The 16,942-nt window shown below is 67.6% G+C and carries 14 protein-coding genes, 1 pseudogene and 1 riboswitch; of the genes and pseudogenes, 8 read left to right on the forward strand and 7 right to left on the reverse strand.

The features are described 5' to 3' along the window. Positions 1-6: 6 nt before the first annotated feature. Both HUK72_RS16630 and HUK72_RS16635 read right to left on the reverse strand, forming a co-directional pair. A complete protein-coding gene (locus tag HUK72_RS16630) occupies positions 7-603 on the reverse strand; it encodes an RNA polymerase sigma factor (RefSeq protein ID WP_369806001.1) in 597 nt (198 codons plus the stop codon). A 171-nt stretch (positions 604-774) separates the two neighbouring features. Further along, the gene (locus HUK72_RS16635; protein WP_176597938.1) at positions 775-2,550 is read right to left on the reverse strand and encodes a chloride channel protein; all 1,776 of its coding nucleotides are present in this window, start codon (positions 2,548-2,550) and stop codon (positions 775-777) included. Positions 2,551-2,622: 72 nt separating this feature from the next. Here HUK72_RS16635 and HUK72_RS16640 point away from each other — a divergent pair, with 72 nt between their 5' ends. Beyond that, positions 2,623-3,036: a MarR family winged helix-turn-helix transcriptional regulator gene (locus HUK72_RS16640; protein WP_176597939.1), complete on the forward strand. Its 414-nt coding sequence runs from the start codon at positions 2,623-2,625 to the stop codon at positions 3,034-3,036. A 54-nt stretch (positions 3,037-3,090) separates the two neighbouring features. Here HUK72_RS16640 and HUK72_RS16645 read toward each other — a convergent pair whose 3' ends face one another. Then, positions 3,091-4,407: a DUF3422 domain-containing protein gene (locus HUK72_RS16645; protein WP_176597940.1), complete on the reverse strand. Its 1,317-nt coding sequence runs from the start codon at positions 4,405-4,407 to the stop codon at positions 3,091-3,093. Positions 4,408-4,585: 178 nt separating this feature from the next. After that, positions 4,586-5,035, reverse strand: a pseudogene (locus tag HUK72_RS16650) (MgtC/SapB family protein); the annotation flags it as partial. A gap of 486 nt (positions 5,036-5,521) precedes the next feature. Continuing rightward, a riboswitch (cobalamin riboswitch) is annotated at positions 5,522-5,714 on the forward strand. 191 nt (positions 5,715-5,905) lie between these two features. Between HUK72_RS16650 and HUK72_RS16655 the strand changes: the two are divergent. From HUK72_RS16655 to cobU, 7 genes are read left to right on the forward strand one after another with little or no spacing between them, the layout of a single operon-like run. Beyond that, positions 5,906-6,313, forward strand: coding sequence for a DUF1636 domain-containing protein (locus HUK72_RS16655; protein ID WP_176597941.1), 408 nt, complete (start codon positions 5,906-5,908; stop codon positions 6,311-6,313). After that, a complete protein-coding gene (cobT, locus tag HUK72_RS16660) occupies positions 6,310-7,326 on the forward strand; it encodes a nicotinate-nucleotide--dimethylbenzimidazole phosphoribosyltransferase (protein WP_176597942.1) in 1,017 nt (338 codons plus the stop codon). Before HUK72_RS16655 ends, cobT begins: the two co-directional genes overlap by 4 nt. Continuing rightward, positions 7,323-7,901, forward strand: a complete 579-nt coding sequence (locus tag HUK72_RS16665) for a histidine phosphatase family protein (protein ID WP_176597943.1) — start codon at positions 7,323-7,325, stop codon at positions 7,899-7,901. Before cobT ends, HUK72_RS16665 begins: the two co-directional genes overlap by 4 nt. Then, a complete protein-coding gene (locus tag HUK72_RS16670; protein WP_176597944.1) occupies positions 7,898-8,608 on the forward strand; it encodes an adenosylcobinamide-GDP ribazoletransferase in 711 nt (236 codons plus the stop codon). Before HUK72_RS16665 ends, HUK72_RS16670 begins: the two co-directional genes overlap by 4 nt. Beyond that, positions 8,605-9,582, forward strand: a complete 978-nt coding sequence (locus HUK72_RS16675) for an aminotransferase class I/II-fold pyridoxal phosphate-dependent enzyme (RefSeq protein ID WP_176597945.1) — start codon at positions 8,605-8,607, stop codon at positions 9,580-9,582. Before HUK72_RS16670 ends, HUK72_RS16675 begins: the two co-directional genes overlap by 4 nt. Beyond that, positions 9,575-10,510, forward strand: coding sequence for an adenosylcobinamide-phosphate synthase CbiB (cbiB, locus tag HUK72_RS16680; RefSeq protein ID WP_176597946.1), 936 nt, complete (start codon positions 9,575-9,577; stop codon positions 10,508-10,510). Before HUK72_RS16675 ends, cbiB begins: the two co-directional genes overlap by 8 nt. Continuing rightward, positions 10,507-11,019: a bifunctional adenosylcobinamide kinase/adenosylcobinamide-phosphate guanylyltransferase gene (cobU, locus tag HUK72_RS16685; RefSeq protein ID WP_176597947.1), complete on the forward strand. Its 513-nt coding sequence runs from the start codon at positions 10,507-10,509 to the stop codon at positions 11,017-11,019. Before cbiB ends, cobU begins: the two co-directional genes overlap by 4 nt. Positions 11,020-11,191: 172 nt before the next feature. On the opposite strand, the gene HUK72_RS16690 is transcribed toward cobU, so the two are convergent. From HUK72_RS16690 to HUK72_RS16700, 3 genes are read right to left on the reverse strand one after another with little or no spacing between them, the layout of a single operon-like run. Beyond that, positions 11,192-12,568, reverse strand: a complete 1,377-nt coding sequence (locus HUK72_RS16690) for an efflux transporter outer membrane subunit (protein ID WP_176597948.1) — start codon at positions 12,566-12,568, stop codon at positions 11,192-11,194. Continuing rightward, positions 12,565-15,708, reverse strand: coding sequence for an efflux RND transporter permease subunit (locus HUK72_RS16695; RefSeq protein WP_176597949.1), 3,144 nt, complete (start codon positions 15,706-15,708; stop codon positions 12,565-12,567). Before HUK72_RS16695 ends, HUK72_RS16690 begins: the two co-directional genes overlap by 4 nt. Before the next feature lie 12 nt (positions 15,709-15,720). Further along, positions 15,721-16,869, reverse strand: a complete 1,149-nt coding sequence (locus tag HUK72_RS16700) for an efflux RND transporter periplasmic adaptor subunit (protein WP_176598840.1) — start codon at positions 16,867-16,869, stop codon at positions 15,721-15,723. Between the last annotated feature and the right edge of the window lie 73 nt (positions 16,870-16,942).

Raw genomic sequence — 16,942 nt, forward strand, 5'->3', positions numbered from 1 at the left:
GACCTTTCAGACCCAGTCGCTCAGTTCGCCGGCCAGCTCGCGCCGCAAATGGCGGCGGGCGTGGAACATGCGCGTTTTCACCGTGTCGACCGGGCAATCCATGATCGCCGCGATCTCGCGATAGCCGATCTCGTGGAAATAAGTGAGGTCGACCACCGCGCGCTGTTCGGGCGAAAGCCGGGACAAGGCGACCAGCAGCGCCCCTTTCGCCCGGCTGTCCCCGGCATCCTGCTCCGGCGACCGATCGCTGCTCGCCCGCGCCTCTCCGCCCATATCCTCGACCGGATCGTCCTGCTTTCTTAGCGCCTTCATCGCCTTGCGATAGGCGATGGCGAACAGCCAGGTCGAAAGGCGGCTCCGGCCCGCAAAGCTTTCGGGGCGATCCCACAACACCATCAGCGTGTCGTCCAGCACCTCCTCCACCAAATGGCGGCGGCGCAATATGTGCATCAGGAATCGCGCCAGACGGGGCTGATAGCGGCGGTACACGGCGTCGAACGCCTTGCGGTCGCGCAGGCGGATGCGAGCGGCGAGGCGCAAATCCTCCTCCGCGCCTGCGCGCGCCTCCCTGTCCATGCGGCTGGCAGGCTCGATTCTTTCCACAGCGACTCCTTCGCACCGCTGATTGAGTGTGCGCCCACTGTCCGGCGGTTCAAAATTTTTTCGGACGGATCGTGAACCGGCGGACGGCTGTTGGCACTCATTCGCGCCGGCAGCGAGGAAGGAGGCGGAACATGTCATATTGGCGGCCGTTCGCCGTGTCGATGCTGATCCTTATCGGCCGAGGCGCAACCCGAGGAGCCGCATCCGCTGCGTCTCGTCCTTCCGGACCTTGTGACGGGCCCTGAGCAAGTCCTGTCGCGTCACAATGCCTATCACCTTGCGGCTGTCCCGTTCGACAATGGGGATGCGCCCAATGCCTGACTGGACGATGAGATCGGCCACCATCCCGCTCGGGCTGTCGGGAAAGGCGGCCGGTTGGGAGGCATCCGACAGGCTTTCGGCAAGGGAGGTCGCGCGATCGGCATTCTCGACCTGCCAGCGCAACACGTCACTCCGGGATATGAGTCCCAACAGGCCGCCGTCCGGATCGACCACCGGATAGCTGCGGTGGCGCGCCTCCCCGGCGAAGAAGGCGATGGCATCGCCCACGGTCATGGCGCCGGGGAGCGTTTCCGGACCGGCGGTCATCAATTCCCGGACTTGCAGAAAGTCCAGCGCATCGACGCTATATTCCTGAAAGATATGGCGGCCGCGCCGGGCGATCTTCTCGGTCAGGATGGAACGGCGCATAAGGAGCACGCTGACGGCATAGGCCCCGACCGACGCCGCGATGCAGAGCGGCAGGGCGTCGAAACGTCCGGTCAGTTCGGCGGCGAACAAGGCCCCCGTCATGGGCGCGCGCATGGCTCCGCTCATGATGCCGGCCATGCCGATCATCGCCCAGAAACCGGGATCGCCAGGCAGATACTGGCCCGCCAGGCAACCCAGCGCCCCGCCCAGGATCAGCAGCGGCGCCAGGACCCCGCCGGAGGTTCCCGATCCCAGCGCCACCAGCCACACCACCGCCTTGACCGCCAGCAGGATCGCGATCGCCCTCAACTCCAGGCTGTTGCCGAGCAGGGCATGGATATTGGCATAGCCGGCGCCCAGCACATGCGGGTCGATCCAGCCGCCCAGCCCGACCACCAGCGAACCCAGCGCCGGCCACCACATCCAATGAAGAGGCAGCCTGTGGAAACCATCCTCGATCCGGTAGAGCGCCTTGGACAGCAGCGCCGCCTCCAGCCCCAGCAGCAGGCCCAGCCCGACCGCTCCCGCCAGCGGCCATGCTCCGCCGGGGACATGCAGGGCGACCGCGAACATCGGGCCGCTGCCGATCAGCAGGGGACGCCATGCGCAGGCGACCAGGGCGGCCAACGCCACCGGCACGAAGCTGCGCGGTTTCCATTCGAACAGCAGCACTTCGATGGCGAGCAATATGGCGGCGAGCGGCGTGCCGAAGATCGCGGTCATGCCCGCCGCCGCGCCCGCGACGAGCAGCGTCTTGCGCTCGGCCGCGCTCAGGTGGAAGCATTGGGCGAACAGCGACCCGATCGCCCCGCCGGTCATGATGATCGGTCCTTCCGCGCCGAAGGGGCCGCCGCTGCCGATGGAGATGGCGGAGGAAATGGGCTTGAGCAGGGCGACCTTCAGCGAAAGGCGGCTTTCCCCGAACAGGATCGTCTCGATCGCTTCGGGTATGCCATGGCCGCGGATTTTCTCCGACCCGTAGCGGGCCATCAGGCCGACGATCAGGCTGCCGGTCAGGGGCAGGAGGAGAATGCCGATGCCGGCGGCGCTGTCGGCAATTTCCGCATCCTCCGCCGACCACCGCCCATGCCAGAAGATATTGGTCGCAAGCGCGATCAGCCTGAGCAGAATCCACGCCCCGGCTGCGCCGCCGCTGCCCACCGCCAGCGCCATCGCCGCCAGCATCAGCATGCGCCGATCCGCGCTATGATCGCCCAGCGCGACATATTCGGTTGAAGCGGAGGCTTCCCGAATCATGCAAATCCCTCTTTGTTGCTACAGTGCTGCGCAATTATGTCGCAACACGATATATTGCAAGATGAAGGTTCCATGGAAACAGACGGCGCCATATTGAATGATGAGGATTATGCGGCTCTGGCGGAATTCCGCTTCGCGCTGCGCCAGTTCCAGGCCTTCAGCAGCGAAAGGGCCGCGCAGATGGGGCTGACGCCGCAGCAGCATCAGGCGTTGCTGGCCCTGCGCGCCGCGCCTGCGGAGGATGCGACGGTCGGCTATATTGCGCGGCGCCTGCTGCTGAAACCGCACAGCGCCACGGGCCTGGTGGACCGGCTGGAAAAGCTGGGACTGGTGACGCGCCATGCCAGCGCGGCCGACCGGCGTCGGGCCCAGTTGCAACTGACGCCGAGCGCGCTGGACCTGCTGGCGAAGCTGTCGGCCACGCATCGCGCTGAAATCCGGCGGCTGCGGCCGTTGCTGAACGAGTTGCTGGCCCGTTTCGCCTGAAGGGATGCTGGTTCTGGAGCGCGCCGCGTCAAACCGGGCGCGGGACGCGCGCTCTCATTCTTTGGCGCCGCCACCGGCGGGCGGCTTCTTCGCCTTCCTGATCTGGCGGATGCCCAGGAATACCGCCGCGATCGTCGCCGGAAACAGCAGGATGTCGACCCAGCCGGGCAGATGCAGCCCCTGATGCTCCAATGCTTCCTTGAGATGGTGCCATAGGCCCAGCGCATAATAGCTGATGGCGACGACCGACAATCCCTCCACCGTATGTTGCAGCCGCAATTGTAGTCCGGTCCGCCGGTCCATGGAGGCCAGCAGGTCCCGGTTGCGACGGGCGAGCGCGGTGTCCACGCGGGTGCGCAGCAGGGCGCTGGTCCAGGCGGTGCGCTGCGCCAGGTCTTCCAGCCGCCTGGTGAAGGCGTCGCATGTGCGCATGGCCGGCAGCAGCCGCCGCTCCGTGAAATCGTCGAGCGAGCGATAGCCGCGCACCGGCACGACGGCCAGGCGGCGGATTCGGTCGCGGCAGATTTCCGCATAGGCCTGCGTCGCGCTCATGCGATAGCGGGTGCGGGCGACGATCTCCGCCAGTTCGGCGCTGAGGGCCGAGAGTTGCTCCAGTACCTGATCGGCGTCCGCATCCTTTTGCGCCACCCGGCCGGTGATCGCCGTCAGGCGTTGCTCCAGCGCGGTCAGCAGCGGTGTCGCCTGCTGCGCTTCGGGCAGGCCGAGCAGGGCGATCTTGCGGTAATTGCCCAGTTCCTGAAGCCGCTGGACCAGTTGGGAGCTTTCGCCGCCCTGCAATCCCCTGTCCTGGATGAGCAGGCGGCCGAAGCCGTCGGCATGAAGCCGGAAATCGCTCCAGATCCGGGCATGACCATCCGCCACGTCGGAAATGATGAGATCGTCGGTGGAGAAATATTGGGCGATGGCGGCGGCCGCCGGCTCATTCATGACCATGGAGATATGGGTCGAGCGGATGATGCGGCCGGGCAATCCGGCCAGCCAGCGCGGCACATCGCCAAAGGGGGCAAGATCGAACAGCGTTCCGCCCTTGACCGGGGCGAGGAAGCTGTAGGTCATGAATTCGGTATGCCGCTCCCAGGAAAAATGAAGCTCATCCAGGCGCGCCGTCAGAAAACGGTCGGCCGGTTGCGGGACGGTTCCATGGGGCGCAAGCAGGCCAGCCAACGCCGCCAGACTGTCGCGCGCCTGCTGCTCGTCGACCAGCAGGACGAATTGCATGGCCTGAGCGGGCGCATCGAAGCGGGGCAGGCCGCGTATGTGCATTTCCCGCGACAGCGACGCCCGCAGGGGATGATCGCGCTGGACCAGCCCCCTGAAGGGATTGGTCGAAATGGATGTCCGTTCGTCCATCGGCCGTTTTTTCCGCCTCGCCCAGTTGCCATCCCGCCATGACGGCCATGCCGGGGCCTGGCGTTCGGTTTAGCCTGGCGCGGCGGACGCGTGCAATTGGACCTGTCCGAAAGGATGATCGGTTCCGGCTATCGGGGCGCGGCGATGATGCTTGCGATCATGGCGGTCCAGCCCTTGGTCAGCGCTCGCGGTCCGGGACGGCCGAACCGCGGCGGTTGGGCATGGCGATGCTGTCATCGCCCGGTTCCTCCCGCTTTTCCTTGCGGCCCGCGATATGCTTTTCGAAGACGAGCAGCAGCAGCGCGATGAACGATACGGCAAGGACCAGCACATATTGCCCCGCGCCCGCGGTGATTCCCACGGCGGCCGCCATCCACAGGCTGGCCGCGGTCGTCATGTTGCGGACGTCCCCGCCGCGCACGAAGATCAGGCCGCCCGCGATGAAGCCGATCGCCTGGGCCAGCCCCTGGACCACGCGGATCGGATCGCTGTCGGGATGGATTTCCGCCAGTTCCAGGGCGGACAAGGTCAGCATCGCGGAACTCAGCGACACCAGGCCATGGGTGCGCAGGCCCGCATCATGGCCGTTCCGTTCCCGCTCGAACCCCAAGGCGAGGCCCAGGAGCGTGGCAAGGCAGAGGCGGACGAGGGTGGTTCCTAGAGCGCGCTGCGTTAATTCGGACGCAGGCCGCGCGCTCTAAGCTTTTGTTGTCGCATCGTTTTAAGCGCAAAACCGGTTCCCACTTTTACGCACGATGCTCTAGATCATTGGCCAGCATGGCCATAATAGCCGCGAAAGACGCCGCCGTTCCATCCGGCGTGCCAGGGGTGGGCAGGAGCGTTGAAGCGCTGGCCGTTCAGCGGTCGCTGACGTCCGAGGGGATATGCGCGATCAATCTGTTGACCCGCATGTCGTTTTCCGCCGTGCAGGCGAACAGCCGGCAGAACCAGTCCACACAGCGCGTTAGAATCGCCATGACCCTCTCCCTTATTATGACCGGATAATAGCAGTTCGGAGGGATGAAGAGAAGCGTAACCATGCTGCCCTTTCCCGCGCCTTGGCGCCGGAAAGGCGGTGTTTCCTACCCACTTGCGGTAAAGCGGAACGGCCTTTATCAGCGTCGGCGCGACGGGTTCCCCGCAAGGGGATGAAAAGGGAAGACGGGTGGAATGCCCGCGCTGCCCCTGCAACTGTAAGCGGCGAGCCATCCGGCCATCATGCCATTGGACCCATCAGGTTCCGAGAAGGCGGCTGGAGAGGCATCGACCCGCGAGCCAGGAGACCTGCCTGACGCAGTCGTTCTTCGACCGGACAGGGTGTGCCGGCCGAACGGGGTTTCCCTCGCTGAGCGACAGCCATCGCCTTGCCGGTGCGGCCGTGCAGGGGGACTTCTGTCGCCTGTCCGGCGCCGGCACGTCTTCCTCTGCCCGTTCTCCCGTCAGGGCATTTGCCGTCGGGCGGGAGTATGGGCATGACTGATTTGCGGAGTTGTCGCTGATGTTGCGGGCGGTCGGGCACGGGGCGTCCGTGGTCGTCTGTTCGACCTGCCGGCTGTCGGCGGAGAGCAGGGATGATGAGGCCGGGCGGCGCGGCGGCGCGTTGCTGGCCGAGGCGCTTCACAAGATACGCGACGGCGATCCGGCCTATGCCGGGGTCGCGGTGCAGGACATGCCCTGCCTCTTCGCCTGCCAGCGGCATTGCACGGTGCATATCCGGGGGACCGGCAAGGTCGGCTATGTGCTGGGCGATTTCACGCCGGACGAGCAGGCCGCCCGCGCGATACTGGACTATGCGGTGCGCCATGCCGCGAGCGAGGAAGGCGTGGTGCGCTATGCCGACTGGCCGCAGGGGGTGAAGGGGCATTTCATCGTCCGTACGCCGCCGGAAGGCTTCGTCTGCTCATGATGCGCTTCGACGATCGCGCAGCCTTCGCCGCCGCGCTGGCCGATCTGCCCGTGCGGGACGAAAGCGCCGTCGCAGCGGCGGCGGCGCGGCAGGCGGTGCTGACGAAGCCTGCCGGATCGCTGGGGCGGCTGGAAGAGATCGCCCTGTTCATGGCGGGCTGGCAGGGCCGGGAGCGGCCCCGGGCCGAGCGCATCCGCGCCGCGATCTTCGCGGGCAATCATGGCGTGGCGGCGCGGGGGGTCAGCGCATTCCCAGCGGAGGTCACGGCCCAGATGGTCGCGAATTTCCGCCATGGCGGCGCGGCGATCAATGCCCTGGCGGAAGCCTGCGGCGCAGAGTTGACCGTGGTGGCGCTCGATCTGGAACGGCCGACGGGCGATATTTGCGCCGAAGCGGCGATGAGCGAGGCGGAATGCCTGGCCGCGATCAATGCCGGGGCGGCGGCGGTCGAACCCGGTCTCGACCTGCTGCTGCTGGGGGAGATGGGGATCGCCAACAGCACGCCCGCGGCGGCGCTCTGCGCGCAGGCCTTTGGCGGCGCGGCGGAGCATTGGGTCGGGCGCGGGACGGGCGTGGACAGCCATGGGCTGGCGCGCAAGGCCGATGCGGTGGCGGCGGCGCTGGCCTTGCATGGGGCGCATTGCGGCGACGCCTTCGAGACATTGCGGCGGCTGGGCGGGCGCGAGATCGCGGCGCTGGCGGGCGCGGTGATGGCGGCGCGGAGGCTGCGCGTGCCGTTGATGCTGGACGGCTTCATCGGCTGCGCGGCGGTCGCTCCGCTGGCGAAGGACAATCCGGCGATAGTCGGCCACTGCCTGGCGGCGCATATGTCGGCCGAGGCGGGGCATGCGCGGCTGCTGGCGGCATTGGGACTCGACCCGCTGCTGCGGCTGGACATGCGGCTGGGCGAGGGCAGCGGCGCGGCGGTCGCGGCGCAGATCGTGCGGTCGGCTCTGGCGGCCCATGCGGGCATGGCGACCTTCGCGGAAGCGGCGGTGGCGGGCGCCTTGTGAGGGCTGTCCCGCTCCACCTGATGCGCCATGGCGCGCCGCAGCTTGCCGGGCGGTTGCTGGGCCATCTGGACGCCCCGCCGGAAGCGGATGGGGTCGCGCTCTGCGTCGAGCGGGCGCGGGGACTGGATTTTGCGCGGGTGGTGACGTCCGACCTGTCGCGGGCAAGGGCGCCGGGCGCGGTCATCGCGGCGGAGCGGGGCGTTGGCCATGTTGTCGACGGGCGCTGGCGGGAACTGCATTTCGGGCGTTGGGAAGGGGTTGATCCCGCGACTCTTCCTTCCGCCGATCTGGCCCGCTTCTGGGACGATCCGGACGGCTTTCCGCCGCCGGAGGGGGAAAGCTGGGCAGACCTTTGCGCCCGGATCAGGCAGGGGCTGGGCAACGTTGGCGAACCGGCGCTGGTGATCTGCCATGCCGGGGCGATGCGGGCGGCATTGGCGGTCCTGTGCGGTTTCGACGTGCGGCAGGGCTGGGCGGTGGACCTGCCCTATGGCGCGGTGCTGAGCCTGCGGGTCTGGCCGGGGGAGCAGCCGTCGCAATGGGCGGGCGCGCAGATTACGGGGCTGATCGCATGAAGCGGCTGGCGCTGGCCCTGCAATTGATGACGCGGCTGCCCTTGCCCGCGCTGGAGGTCGATGAAGCGGATTTCGCCGCCGCGATCCGCTGGTTTCCCGCCACCGGACTTGCCGTGGGCCTGATCGTGGCGGGCGGGGCGGGACTTGGCGTCAGGATCGACCCCTGGGCCGGCGCCTTGTTCGGCCTGCTGGCCTGGGTTGCCGTGACCGGCGCGCTGCATCTGGACGGGTTGGGCGACATTGCGGACGCGGCGGGGGCAGCGCATGGCGACCGGACGCGCTTGTCGGCGGTCCTGGCCGATCCGCATATCGGCAGTTTCGGCGTGGTCGCCATCGGCCTGCAATTGCTGGCCAAGCTGGTGCTGCTGCGGCTGTGGGTGGAGCATTTTCCGCCATGGATGCTGGTGCCCGTGCCGATGGTTGCGCGCATCGGGCCGCTGGTCTGGACGCGATGGCTGCCGCCGCTGCATGAAGGGCTGGCGAGCCGGTTCCGGGCTGGCTGGCGCGTTGCTCCGCTCATCCTTTGGGCGATGCTGGGGCTGCTGCTGAGCTTTTGGATGCCGGGCTTATGGGCTGTGGCCGTGCTGATTCCGCTGTGGGGCCTGTGGCTGCGGTCGCGGATCGGCGGCATTTCCGGGGACGGGCATGGCGCGGGGATCGAGCTGCTGGAAAGCGGCTTGCTGGCCGTGATGGTGTTGATGCGATGAGCGGCTTCACCTGGCATGGCGGGCGGCTGGCGGAAGCGCGGGCGGTTTATGGCGGTGCTGACTGGATCGACCTGTCGACCGGGATCAGCCCCATGAGCTGGCCGGGGAGAGACCGCATTGCCGTGGATTGGCGATGCCTGCCCGATCCGCAGGAACTGGCGGCGCTGGAGGCGGCGGCGGCGGCTCATTTCGGGGTCGATCCCGGCCATCTCTGCACCGTGCCGGGCAGCGAGGCGGGTTTGCGGCTGGTCGGCCGGATGCTGGACATGCCCGGCCGCTGGCTGGTGCCGAGCTATCGCACCCATGGCGAGATTTTCGCTTGTGGCCGCGCCATGGCCGCCGGAGAGGCCGCGCCCCGGGAAGCGGTCGCCCTGTTGCTCGCCAATCCGAACAATCCCGATGGCCGCGTCCTGCCGCCCGCCCGCCTGCTGCAATGGCTGGACGGGCTGGAGCGGGCAGGGGGATGGCTGATCGTCGACGAAGCCTATGCCGATGCCATGCCGTCCTGCAGCCTGGCGGGGGAGGTGGGGGATGGGCGGCGGCTCATTCTGTTGCGATCCTTCGGCAAATTCTTCGGGCTGGCGGGGGTGCGGCTGGGCTTTCTCATCGGGCCGCGGGAGATAGTAGCGCAGGCGCGGCGGATGCTGGGGGAATGGCCGGTCTCGGCGGCGGCGATCGCGTTCGGACGGGCGGCCTATGAAGACCGGGCGTGGATCGAAGAGACGGTTGGCGCTTTGGCGGAGCGGGCGGCGCAACTGGATGCGGTGCTGGCCCGGCATGGGCTGGCGGCGCGAGGGGAATGTCCGCTGTTCCGGCTGATCGAGGTGGAGGATGGAGCGGCCCTGTTCGACCGGCTGGCGCGGCGGGCGATCCTGACGCGGCCCTTTGAGGGGGAGCAGCGCTGGCTGCGGCTTGGCCTGCCCGGCGACGCGGCGGCGCTGGCGCGGCTCGACCGGGCCTTGGCCGATGGCTGAGCCGGTGGCGCTGGCGGCGCTGGTGCTGGATGCCGGGCTGGGCTGGCCGGGTTGGCTTTATGCGCGGGTCGAGCATCCGGTGGGCGGCTTTGCGCGGATCATCGGCGCGGTGGAGCGGCGGTGGAACCGGGAAGCCTGGAGCGGCCCGAAGCGGCGAGGGGCTGGCATTGGCCTGTTGTTGCTGTTGCTGGGCGTCGCGGGGGGTTGCGGTCTTGCGCTGGAATGGGCGATCCGCAGGTGGGCCGGAGATATGGCGTGGCTCTGGCTGGCGCTGGCGGCGTGGCCGGCGCTGGCGCAGCGCAGCCTTTATGTGCATGTGGCGCCCGTGGCGCGGGCTCTGGCGAGGGGGGAACTGGATGCCGCAAGACAGGCTGTCGGCCGGATCGTGGGGCGCGACACGGATACGCTGGACGAAGCGGGCGTCGCCAGGGCCGGGATCGAGAGTTTGGCCGAAAGCTTCTGCGATGGAATTGTGGCGCCGCTCTTCTGGCTGCTGTTGCTGGGGTTGCCGGGCATCTGGGCCTATAAGGCCGTGAACACCGCCGACAGCATGGTCGGACACAAGGAGGCGCCCTTCACCGACTTCGGCTGGGCAGCGGCGCGGTTCGACGATCTGCTGAACTGGGCGCCTGCGCGGCTGGCGGCCCTTGTCCTTTGCATCGCGGGCCGGGGAGGATGGGTCGTGATGTGGCGGGACCATGGACGCCATGCCTCGCCCAATGCGGGTTGGCCGGAAGCGGCCATGGCGGGGGCGCTGGGGATCAGGCTGGCCGGGCCGATCCGCTATGACGGCGTGCTGCATGACAAGCCATGGATCGGGACGGGCGGCGCTGCGGATGTCCGCGCCATGCGGGCGGCGCTGCGGATCTATGCATGGGCCTGCCTGATGCTGTGGGGCCTGACCGCGATTGGGGAGGCAATGGGATGACGACTTTGCTGGTGCTGGGCGGATGCCGTTCCGGCAAGAGCCGTTATGCGCAGGAGCGGTGCGAGGCTATTTCGGGCGGCAGGCTGGCCTATATCGCGACGGCGCAGGCTTTCGATGCGGAGATGGAGGAGCGGATCGCGCGCCACCGGAGCGAACGCGGCAGCCGCTGGCTGACCATCGACGCGCCCATGGACCTGGGGGCGGCCCTGGCCGAAGCGGCGGGGCGGGCCGACGCGATCCTGATCGATTGCCTGACGCTGTGGCTCACCAATGTGATGCTGGCGGAGGCGGATATGGCGGCGGCTCGCGCTGCTTTGGCGGAGGCGGTGGCGGCTTGTGCTGTGCCGGTCGCTTTGGTGGCCAATGAAGTGGGGTTGGGTATCGTGCCCGACAACGCGCTGGCCCGGCGGTTCCGGGACGAGGCGGGGTGGCTCAACCAGCAGATGGCGGCGCTGTGTCGGGAAGTCGTGTTGCTGGCGGCGGGGTTGCCCTTGAGGCTGAAGGGGTGATGGTGCGCCAAGCATTGTTGGCCAATTGCTGCCGTTAAACGCGTCGTGCTCCTGCGAAGGCAGGAGCCCAGTCCCGCCCTCAGTGTGTCATCGCAACACCTGAACTGGGCTCCTGCCTGCGCAGGAGCACGGTATGTTGCATGAGCAGACAGTCCGCCCGGCCATCACCCAATCAACCGCCAGCAAAATCGGCGCCGATGACGCGGTAGAGCAGGATGCGGTTGCGGATCAGCGTCAGGTTGGTCGCGATGGCGCTTTGCTGGGCGTTGTAGAGGCTGCGTTGGCTGGTCAGCGTGTTCAGGAAAGTGTCGATGCCCGCGCGATAACGTTCGTCGGCCAGGGCGTAGCTGCGCTGGCTGGCGAGGACCAGGCGCTGCTGGGCGGCTTGCTGGTCGTCGATCGTGCCTTCGCGGGCCAGGGCGTCGGACACCTCCTGAAATGCCGTCTGGATCGCCTTTTCATATTGGGCCAGATACAGGTCGCGTTGCGCCTTGCTGTAATCGAGATTGCCGCGCGCGCCGCCGCCGAAGATTGGCATGCCGGCCGACGGCACGGCGGACCAGGCGAAACCGCCGCCGGTGAAGAGCGAGGACAGGGCCGAACTCGCGACGCCGATGGCGGCCGTCAGGCTGATCTTCGGGAACATGGCCGCGCGCGCCGCGCCGATGTCGGCATTGGCGGCCTTGAGCTGATGTTCCGCCTGCAGCACGTCGGGGCGCTGGAGCAGCACGTCGGAGGAAAGGCCAGCGGGCGTCTTCGCGATGCTGCCGGTCAGCGCTGCGAGCGATTGGGGGAGCAGGGCATCCTCGACCGGCGTGCCCGCCAGCAGGTCGAGCGCGTTCCGGTCCTGCGCCACCTGCGTCACATTGGCGGCGATGTCGCTGCGCGCCTGTTCCACCGTGGTTTCGGCCTGGCGCACGTCGAGCTTGCCGGTCAACCCCGCGCCGTTCAGCGACTGGGTGAGGGCCAGCGTGCGTTCGGCGCTGGCCAGGGTCTGGCGGGACAGCGCGAGCAGTTCCTGATCGGCGGCCAGGGTGGCATAGGCGGTGGCGGTTTCCGCGATCAGGGTGATGCGGGTCGCCCGCGCGCCTTCCTCGGTCGCGAGATAGGATTCGAGCGCCGAGCGGGTGAGGTTCTTCACCCGGCCGAACAGGTCGATCTCGAACGCGCTGAAACCGATGTCCGCGCTGTAGCTGTTCTGGCGGTCGTCGTTCCGCCGGATGAAACTGGCTGCCGCCTCGCCCGTGACGGCGGGAAGCTGGGTGGCGCGCTGGACCCGATATTGGGCGCGGGCGGCCTCCACATTGGCGAGAGCGGCGCGCAGGTCGCGATTATTGGCGAGGGCGCGTTCGATGACTGTCCTTAAGCGTTGGTCGCCCACCAATGCGGTCCAGGGCAGGCCGGGCTTTTCCGTGGCGACCGTCGGCGCATAGGCCTGGCCGCTGGGGAAGCTGGCGGGCACGGGCGGCGCGGGGCGGACATAGTGGGGCGCCATGTTGCAGGCCGACAATGCGGCGGCCGAGGTCAGGGCGAGGAGGGCGCGCTTCATGCCGGAACCTCCGTGGCGGGGGCAGTGGCGGGCGGCGGACTCTTGCGGTTGAAGATGCGCATGATCGTCAGGAAGAAGAGGGGTACGTAGAAGATGGCGAGCACGGTCGCGGTCAGCATGCCGCCGACTACCGCCGTGCCGATGGCGATGCGGCTTTGCGCGCCCGCACCCGTGGCGATGGCCAGCGGAATGACGCCCGCGATGAATGCCAGCGAAGTCATCAGGATCGGCCGGAAGCGCAGGCGCGCGGCCTCCAGCGCGGCGGCCGTGGCGTCCTTGCCTTGCAGATAGGCGAGTTCCGCGAATTCGACGATCAGGATCGCGTTCTTGGCGGCCAGGCCCATGGTGGTGAGCAGGCCGACCTGGAAATAGATGTTGTTCTCCAGCCCGCGCAGCGTCACCGCCAGCACCGCGCCGATCAGGCCGAGCGGGATCACCAGCAGCACGGCGAGCGGGATCGACCAGCTTTCATAAAGCGCGGCAAGGCACAGGAACACGACCAGCACCGACAGGCCATAGAGCAGCGGCGCCTGCCCGCCGGAAAGCTGCTCCTGATAGGACAGGCCGCTCCAGGCATAGCCGGTGCCTGCGGGGAGCTGCTTTTGCAGCTTCACCATCTCGTCCATCGCCTCGCCCGAACTGGCGCCCGGCGCGGCCTGGCCCTGGATTTCATAGGAGGACTGGCCGTTATAGCGGGACACGGTGGTCGGCCCCATCGTCCAATGGGTGGTGGCGAAGGCGGAGAAGGGCACCATTTCGCCGGTCGTGCTGGACCGCACTTGCCAGTTGTCGAGGTCCGTCGGCAGCGCGCGGTAGGGCGCGTCGGCCTGCATATAGACGCGCTTCACTCGGCCGCGGTCGACGAAATCATTGATATAGGTGCTGCCCCAGGCGGCGCTCAGCACATTGTCGACGCTGTTTTGGGTAAGGCCGAGGACGGCGAGCTTTTCCGAATCAACGTCGACCTTGAGCTGCGGCGTGTCCTCCAGCGTGGCGGCGCGCACGCCCGCCAGCTTCGGGTCGTTTGCCGCCGCCTTCATAAGCTGGTTGCGCAGCGCGAGAAAGTGCTCGCGGCTGAGGCCGCCGGTGTTCAGCAGCTCGAAGGTGAAGCCGTTGGACTGGCCCAGGCCGCGAATGGAGGGCGGGGTCATGGCCAGCGCCTTGGCATCGCGGATCGCGGCGAGTTGCTTGGTGGCGCGGTTGGCGATCATCGTCGCGCTGTTGGCCGCCCCCTTGCGCTCGTCCCATGGGGCCAGGTTGATGAACCCCTGCGCGGTATTTTCGCCCTGTCCCGCGAAACTGAAGCCCTGGGTCACGAAGGCGAAGGCGACATTGTCCTTTTCATCGCTCATGAAATAATTTTGGACGCGCTCCACCGCGGCAGCCGTGCGGGAGGATTTTGCGCCGGCGGGCAGGGTGATCTGAACCATCACCTGCCCCTGATCCTCCACCGGCAGGAAGCTGGTCGGCAGGCGGACGAACAGCAGCCAGAGCAGGGCGAGGATGACGGCATAGCCGATCCAGAAAAAGGTCCGGCGGCCGATGAAGCCGTTGAGCCGCGTCATATAGCCGTTGGTGACGCGGCTGAACCAGCGGTTGAACTTGCCGGTCCAGCCATGGTCGCGATGCTCGTGGGAAATCGGCTTCAGGATCGTGGCGCAGAGCGCGGGGGAGAGGATCAGCGCGACCAGCACCGAAAGCAGCATCGAGGAAACGATGGTGATCGAGAATTGGCGATAGATGACGCCGGTCGATCCGCCGAAAAAGGCCATGGGCAGCAGCACGGCGGACAGGACAAGGGCGATGCCGATCAGCGCGTTGCCGATTTCCTCCATCGACTTGATGGTCGCGTCACGCGGGGAAAGCCCTTCCTCCTCCATGATGCGCTCGACATTTTCGACCACGACGATGGCGTCGTCGACCAGCAGGCCGATCGCCAGCACCATGCCGAATAGGGTCAGCGTGTTGATCGAATAGCCGAACAGCGCCAGCACGCCGAACGTGCCGAGCAGCACCACCGGCACGGCGATGGCGGGCACCAAAGTGGCGCGCCAGCTTTGCAGGAAGAGGAACATCACCACCACGACCAGCCCGACCGCCTCGATCAGCGTCTGAACGACTTCCTCGACCGATAGCTTGATGAAGGGCGTGGTGTCGCGGGGATAGGTGACGGTGTAGCCGTGCGGCAGGTTGGTCGACAGTTCCGCCACTCTGGCCTTGACCAGCTCCGCGGTCTTGAGCGCGTCGGCGCCCGGCGCGAGCTGCAGCGCCATGCCGGATGCGGGATGGCCGTTCAGCCGCGCGGAGGAGGTGTAGCTTTCATTGCCCAGCTCGACCCGCGCCACGTCGGACAGGTGTACGACCGAACCGTCGCCCTGCGTCTTGACGATGATGTTGCGGAATTGTTCGGGCGTCTGCAGGCGGGCGCGGGCGGTGACGGTGGCGTTGAGTTGCTGCCCCTCCGGCGCGGGATCGGCGCCGATCTGGCCTGCCGACACTTCGACATTCTGGCTGGCGATGGCGCTTTGCACGTCGGAAGGCATCAGCTTGACGGTGGCGAGCTTATAGGGGTCCAGCCAGATGCGCATCGCATATTGCGATCCGAAGATCTGCGAGGAACCCACGCCGTCGACGCGGGCGATGGGATCCTGGAAATTATTGACCAGATAGTCGGCAATATCAGCCTGCGAAGCCGTGTCGGTCCGGTCGTAGAGGCCCACCACCATCAAAAAGTCATTTTGCGACTTGGTGACGGTCAGACCCTGTTGCTGCACGGCATTGGGCAGGCGGCTCAGCGCCTGCTGCACCTTGTTCTGCACCTGCACCTGCGCGGTGTCGGGATCGGTGCCCTTCTTGAAGGTGACGGTGATCCGCGCCTGACCGTTGGCGGTCGACGAGGAGGAGAAATACATGAGGCCGTCAATGCCGGTGAGCTGCTGCTCGATGACCTGGGTGACGCTGGTCTCGACGGTTCCGGCGGACGCGCCGGGATAGTTGGCGCTGATATTGACCGACGGCGGGGCGATGTCGGGATATTGGGCGATCGGCAGGGTCAGCATCGCGCCAAGGCCGGCCATCATGATGCCGATGGCGATGACCCAGGCGAAAATGGGCCGTTCGATGAAAAAGCGGCTGAGCAAGGTCCGGCTCCCTTACTTTCCAGCCTGGACGGCGGGAGCGGCCTGATCGATGGCCACGGCCTTCACCGCGTCGCCGGGCTGCACCTTGTCGGTGCCCTCCACGATCAGCCGTTCGCCCTTCCGAAGTCCGCTGGTGATCAGCCATTTGTCGCCCACCGCCTGCGCGGCGGCGACGATGCGGCGCTCAACCTTGCCGGATTTGTCCACGATCAGGGCGGTGGCTTGGCCCTTGGGATCGCGGCTGATGCCCTGTTGCGGCACGAGGATGGCGTTGGGGACGACCGATTGCGGCGCCACGACGCGGACGAACATGCCGGGCAGGAGCAGGCTGTCGGGATTGGGGAAGCGGGCGCGCAGCGTGACGGTGCCGCTGTCCGGATCGACGATCGGTTCCGCGAACTCGATGCGGCCCTCCAGCGGATAGTCGGTGCCGTCGTCCAGCTTCAGGCGGATGGTGGCGCTGGCGGGCAGCGCCTTGCCGGCGGCGAGGGCGCGGCGCAGTTGCAGCAGCTTGGCGCTGGATTGCGTCACATCCACGAAGATCGGATCGAGCTGCTGGATGGTGGCGAGCGCGGTCGCCTGGCTGGCGGTCACCAGCGCGCCGGGCGTGACCGAGGAGCGGCCGATGCGTCCGCTGATCGGGGCGCGGACCTGAGTGAAGTTGAGGTTGATGCCGGTGGTCTGGAGCGTGGCGCGCGCCTGCTGCACGGCGGCGGCGGCCTGACGGGCGGTGGCGATCACATCGTCGCGGTCCTGCGCGCTCACCGCTTCGCTCTGTCCCAGGGTGCGGTAGCGACTGGCCCTGGCCTGGGCGGCGGCGGCGGTCGCCTGCGCGCTCGCCAGCGTCGCCTGGGCTTCGTCGCGGGAGGCGCGGTAGAGCGAGGGATCGATCTGGTAGAGCGGCTGGCCCGCCATCACATAGGAGCCCTCCGTGAACAGGCGCTTCTGGACGACGCCCGCGACCTGCGGCCTGACCTCCGACATCATGGTGGAGGCGGTGCGCCCCGGCAATTTGGTCGATACCGTCACATCCTGCGTCGTCAGCGTCACCACGCCGACTTCGACCGGGCCCTTTTTCGGCGGTTCCCTGTGACCGCAGGCGGCGACCAGGGCACAAAGCGCGATGGGGGCGATCCGGAGGGCAGAGAGGCGGCTGGGCATGGTCGACGGACGGGTCCAAATCACGGGAGGGATCTTCGCCCGGCGCAGGGGGAGGGGAGGGACGCGCCGGGCG

It is taken from the genome of Sphingobium sp. 15-1, assembly GCF_013375535.1.
GTDB lineage: Bacteria > Pseudomonadota > Alphaproteobacteria > Sphingomonadales > Sphingomonadaceae > Sphingobium > Sphingobium aromaticivastans.